Annotated in this window: 3 protein-coding genes and 1 pseudogene; all 4 read right to left on the reverse strand. The window is 73.3% G+C overall.

Annotated elements, in window-relative coordinates; genetic code table 11:
* Positions 1-264: 264 nt before the first annotated feature.
* Entirely contained in the window at positions 265-1,155 is an 891-nt protein-coding gene (gene sucD / locus ICW40_RS07530) for a succinate--CoA ligase subunit alpha (protein ID WP_221653218.1), read from the reverse strand.
* 51 nt (positions 1,156-1,206) lie between these two features.
* A complete protein-coding gene (gene sucC / locus ICW40_RS07535; protein WP_221653219.1) occupies positions 1,207-2,379 on the reverse strand; it encodes an ADP-forming succinate--CoA ligase subunit beta in 1,173 nt (390 codons plus the stop codon).
* A 144-nt stretch (positions 2,380-2,523) separates the two neighbouring features.
* Positions 2,524-5,181 (reverse strand): DNA helicase PcrA, encoded by a 2,658-nt coding sequence (pcrA, locus tag ICW40_RS07540; RefSeq protein ID WP_221653220.1) that lies wholly within the window; start codon positions 5,179-5,181, stop codon positions 2,524-2,526.
* A 208-nt stretch (positions 5,182-5,389) separates the two neighbouring features.
* Positions 5,390-5,729, reverse strand: a pseudogene (locus ICW40_RS20840) (methyl-accepting chemotaxis protein); the annotation flags it as partial.

Here is a 5,729-nt window from a genome sequence, read left to right on the forward strand (position 1 = left end):
GCGTGCGGTCGCCCGCTGGCCGGGGGCCCTGCTCGGGTCGCACGCGGGGTGCAGGTCGGGGCGCCGTCGGACGTGCGCCTGCGCGCCCTGCGGACGGTGGCCGCCCCGCCGCGGGCGGTCGCGGCGCAGGGGGTCGGCTCACCGCTCCATGGTCCCTGGTCGACGGCGCCCTCGGGCGACCCCGAGCGGGCGTGTCGGGATCCGACGACGACGCCGGGCCGCCCCCGAGGGGACGGCCCGGCGTCGGTGGAGCGGTCGGGCAGGTCAGGCGGAGAGGATCTGCCGCATGAGCTCGGCCGTCTCGCTCGGCGTCTTGCCGACGCGGACCCCGGCGGCCTCGAGGGCCTCCTGCTTGGCCTGCGCCGTGCCCGAGGAGCCGGACACGATCGCGCCCGCGTGGCCCATCGTCTTGCCCTCGGGTGCGGTGAAGCCCGCGACGTAGCCGACGACCGGCTTCGTCACGTTCTCCTTGATGAAGGCCGCAGCCCGCTCCTCGGCGTCGCCACCGATCTCGCCGATCATGACGATCGCCGCGGTCTCCGGGTCCGCCTCGAACGCGGCGAGCGCGTCGATGTGCGTGGTCCCGATGATCGGGTCGCCGCCGATGCCGATGGCCGTCGAGAACCCGAAGTCCCGCAGCTCGTACATCATCTGGTAGGTCAGCGTGCCGGACTTCGACACGAGGCCGATCTTGCCGGGGCCCGTGATGTCCGCCGGGATGATGCCGACGTTCGACTTCCCGGGGCTGATGAGGCCCGGGCAGTTGGGGCCGATGAGGCGGACGCCCTTGGACTGCGCGGCCGTGAAGAACTCCGCGGTGTCGTCGACCGGGACGCCCTCCGTGATGATCACGACGAGCGGGACGCCCGCGTCGACGGCCTCGAGGACCGCGGCCTTGGTGTGCGCCGGCGGCACGAAGATCACGGACACGTCCGCGCCGGTGGCCTCGACGGCCTCCGCGACCGTGCCGAAGACGGGGACCGACGTCGTGCCCTCGCCGACCGTGAAGTCGACGCTCGTGCCGGCCTTGCGCGGGTTCACGCCGCCGACGACGGCCGTGCCCGACGCGAGCATGCGCGTCGTGTGCTTCTGCCCCTCGGACCCGGTCATGCCCTGGACGATGACCTTGGAGGCCTCGGTGAGGAAGATCGCCATGAGTGTTCTCTGTTCCTTCGCTGGTTCGGGGCGCGCTCGGTCGTTCGACGCTCAGGCGGCGGCGTGGGCGAGCTCGGCCGCCTTGTCGGCGCCGCCGTCCATCGTCTCGGCGAGCGTCACGAGCGGGTGGGCGGCGTCGGCCAGGATGCGGCGACCCTCCTCGACGTTGTTGCCGTCGAGGCGCACCACGAGGGGCTTGGTGGCGTGGTCGCCGAGGATGCCCAGGGCGGCCACGATGCCGTTGGCCACCGCGTCGCACGCGGTGATGCCGCCGAAGACGTTGACGAACACGGCCTTGACCTGCGGGTCCGAGAGGATGATGTCGAGCCCGGCGGCCATGACCTCGGCGGAGGCGCCGCCGCCGATGTCAAGGAAGTTGGCCGGCTTGACCCCGCCGTGCGCCTCACCCGCGTACGCGACCACGTCGAGCGTGCTCATGACGAGCCCCGCGCCGTTGCCGATGATGCCGACCTCGCCGTCGAGCTTGACGTAGTTGAGGTCCGCCTCCTTGGCCCGCGCCTCGAGCGGGTCGGCTGCGGCCGCGTCCTCGAGTGCCGCGTGGTCGGGGTGCCGGAAGTCCGCGTTCGCGTCGAGCGTCACCTTGCCGTCGAGCGCGACGATCTTCCCGTCCTCGGTGCGGACCAGCGGGTTCACCTCGACGAGCGTGGCGTCCTCGTTCTTGTAGACGCCCCACAGCTTCTGGATGACCTCGGCGACCTGCGGCGCGACGTCGTCCGCGAAGCCCGCGGCGGCGACGATCTCCTGCGCCTTGGCCTCGTCGATGCCGACCAGCGGGTCGACGGCGACGCGCGCGAGCGCCTCGGGGCGCTCGACCGCGAGCTGCTCGATCTCCATGCCGCCCTCGACGCTCGCCATGGCGAGGTACCGGCGCTCGGCCCGGTCGAGCAGCACCGAGAAGTAGTACTCCTCCGCGATCTTCGCCCCCTCGGCGATCATGAGGGTGCGGACGACGTGGCCCTTGATGTCGAGGCCGAGGATCTCCTCCGCGCGCTGGGCCGCCTCGTCGGGCGAGTGGGCGAGCTTGACGCCGCCCGCCTTGCCGCGGCCGCCCGTCTTGACCTGCGCCTTGACGACGACGGTCCCGCCACCGAGCTGCTCCGCGGCGGCGCGGGCCTCCTCGGGGGTCCGGGCGACGATGCCGCCCAGCACGGGGACGCCGTGCTTCTCGAAGACATCGCGTGCCTGGTACTCGAACAGGTCCACCCTGCGCCCGCTTTCCGTCGTGAGTCCGTCTGTGGCCGCAGGCGAGGCCTGCGCACTCCGGTCGATGCTAGTCGCGCGCCGGAGATGTCTTCACATCGAGAGATCGGCCGCCCGGCATCCGTACCACCGCGACCGTCCCGCTCGTCAGAGCTTGGTGACCGGGGAGTACCGCAGCAGCAGGCGCTTGACGCCGTCGCCGCCGAAGTCGATCTTCGCGACCGCGTTGTTGCCCCCGCCCTCGACGGCGACCACGGTGCCGACGCCGTACGAGTCGTGCGTCACCTTGTCGCCGATCTCGAGGCTCGGCACGTCGCCCTTCGGGGCACCGGACCCGAAGCTGGGCGACGTCGGCTGCGGCGGCGAGGGCGGGATGCGCCGCGTCGCGACCTTCCCGCTGCCGTAGACCGTGCCGCCGTCGTCGGACCCCGAGCGGCGGCCCTGGCCGGCGCGACCGCCCTCCGACCCCCAGGCGGCTCCTGCGCCCTGCCCGCCCCAGGCCGATCCTGCGCCCTGCCCGCCCCAGGCCGATCCTGCGCCCTGCCCGCCCCAGGCCGATGCGCCGCTGCCCCAGCCCGAGCCGCCCCGCCGCAGCGCGGCCATGCTCGACTCCTTGCGGCGCCAGTCGACGAGGTCCTCCGGGACGTCGTCGAGGAAGCGGCTCGCGGGGAACTCGTTCGGCACGCCCCAGGCCGTGCGGACCGCGGCCCGCGAGATGTACAGCCGCTGGCGCGCGCGCGTGAGCCCGACGTACGCGAGCCGCCGCTCCTCCTCCAGCTGGTCGGGGTCCGCGAGCGACCGCATGTGCGGGAAGGTGCCGTCCTCCCAGCCGGTGACGAACACCACGGGGAACTCGAGGCCCTTCGCGGTGTGCAGGGTCATGAGCGTGACGACGCCCTGCGCCGGTCCGCCGCTCTCGCCGTCGTCGGCCGGGATCTGGTCGGAGTCCGCGACGAGCGAGACGCGCTCGAGGAAGTCCGTGAGGTCGCCGTCGGGCTCGGCCTGCTCGAACTCCGTCGCGACGGCGTGCAGCTCGGCGAGGTTCTCGACGCGCGACTGGTCCTGCGGGTCGTCGCTGCCGCGCAGCTCGGCGAGGTACCCGGTGCGGTCGAGGACGGCGCCGAGCACCTCGGCGGGACCCGCCGTGGCCGCGAGCTCGCGCAGCTCGGCCATCATCTGGGCGAACGCGCGCAGGCCCGTGACGGCGCGCGTGCCGACGCCGGGCGCCTCGTCCGCGCGCTCGAGCGCGGCGCCGAAGGAGATCCGCTCACGCTCGGCGAACGCCGCGAGCATGGACTCCGAGCGCTCGCCCAGCCCTCGCTTCGGGACGTTGAGCACCCGGCGCACGTTGACGTCGTCGTCCGGGTTGGCGAGAGCGCGCAGGTAGGCGACCGCGTCCTTGATCTCGCGGCGCTCGTAGAACCGGGTGCCGCCGACGACCTTGTACGGCAGGCCGACGCGGATCAGCACCTCCTCGAGCGCACGCGACTGGGCGTTGGTCCGGTAGAACACCGCGACGTCGCCCGGGCGCACGCCGTCCGAGTCCCCGAGGCGGTCGATCTCCTCGGCGACGAAGCGCGCCTCCTCGTGCTCGTTGTCCGCGACGTAGCCGACGATCTGCGGACCCGCCCCGGAGTCCGTCCAGAGCCGCTTGGGCTTGCGGCCCGGGTTGCGGGAGATCACGGCGTTCGCCGCCGAGAGGATGGTCTGCGTCGAGCGGTAGTTCTGCTCGAGGAGGATGGTGCGCGCGTTCGGGTAGTCCGCCTCGAACTCGAGGATGTTGCGGATGGTCGCGCCGCGGAACGCGTAGATCGACTGGTCGGCGTCGCCCACGACCGTCAGCTCGCCCGCACCCAGCCCCTCGGCCGGCCGGCTCAGCTCGCGGACCAGCACGTACTGCGCGTGGTTGGTGTCCTGGTACTCGTCGACGAGGATCTGCCGGAAGCGGCGGCGGTAGTGCTCGGCCACGGCGGGGAAGCCCTGGAGCAGCTGCACGGTGCGCATGATGAGGTCGTCGAAGTCGAGGGCGTGCGCCTGCTGCAGGCGCGCCTGGTACCGCCCGTAGACGGCCGCCAGCGCCTCGTCGAACTGGTTGGCCTCGCCGGACGCGGCCCCCGACGACGCGGCGTAGGTCTCCGGGTCGACGAGCTCGTCCTTGAGGTTCGAGATCTTGTGCGACAGCGACTTCGCGGGGTACTTCTTCGGGTCGAGGTCCAGCTCGCGCGCGACCATCGTGATGAGCCGCTGGGAGTCCGCGGCGTCATAGATCGAGAACGAGGACCTCAGGCCGAGCGTCGCGTGCTCCTTGCGCAGGATCCGGACGCACGCCGAGTGGAACGTCGAGACCCACATGGCCCGCGCGGCCGGCCCGACCAGCTGCTCGACCCGCTCGCGCATCTCGGCCGCGGCCTTGTTGGTGAACGTGATCGCGAGGATCTCCGACGGCCGCGCGCGGTGCGTCGCGAGCTGGTGCGCGACCCGGTGCGTGAGCACGCGCGTCTTGCCCGAGCCGGCGCCCGCCACGATGAGCAGGGGCGACCCGGTGTGCAGCACGGCCTCGCGCTGCTCGGGGTTCAGGCCCACGAGCAGAGCCTGCGCACGCTCCTCGTCCTGCCGACGCCGCTCCTCGGCGGCGGCGGACGCCGCGGCCGAGGCGCCGGCGGACGAGCGCCCGCGAGGGTCGCCGTCGTCCGCGCCGGCGTCGGCGGGTGCGTCACGGTCCTCGCGGGGCGGGACGACGCGGGGCAGCGCCGTCTCCGTCCGGTGGAGCCCGGGCAGCGGCAGGTCGGAGAAGAGGGTGTTCATCGCACCTCAAGGGTAGGCGCGCCCACCCACACGAGAGCGCATCCGGCCACCCGGCGGCCGTCGCCGCACATCCCGCCGCCCTGCAGACCCGCGGGCGCGCAGGAGGAAGGGTTGCGCACGCCATGCGTGCGCAACCCTTCCCAGCCGTGCGGGCGCTGCCGCAGGAGCGCGAGCGACCGTCGGTCGCTCGGTCCGCGTCCCGGATGCGTCAGACGGTGACGTGCTCGCGCAGGCTGCGCGACGTCGCCGCGAGCTCGCGGGCGGCCTCGCGGATGCTGTCGAGCTCGGCCGAGGTGCGGCGCGACGACGCGTCGACCGCGTCGAGCTCGCCCGCGATGCCGCGGCCGCCGTCGGCCGCCTGGGCGACGGTGGCCGCCATGGCGGTCGTCGTCGCCGTCTGCTCCTCGACCGCGCCCGCGATGGTGGTCTGGTAGTCGTTGATCCGGCCGATGATCCCGCTGATCCGCGTGATCTCGTCCGCGGCCCGCGTGACCGCGACCTGGATCGCGTCGACCTGCGCCGAGATGTCGCCGGTCGCTCGCGCCGTC

This window comes from Actinotalea ferrariae (assembly GCF_019733465.1).
GTDB classification, from domain to species: Bacteria; Actinomycetota; Actinomycetes; order Actinomycetales; family Cellulomonadaceae; genus Actinotalea; species Actinotalea ferrariae_A.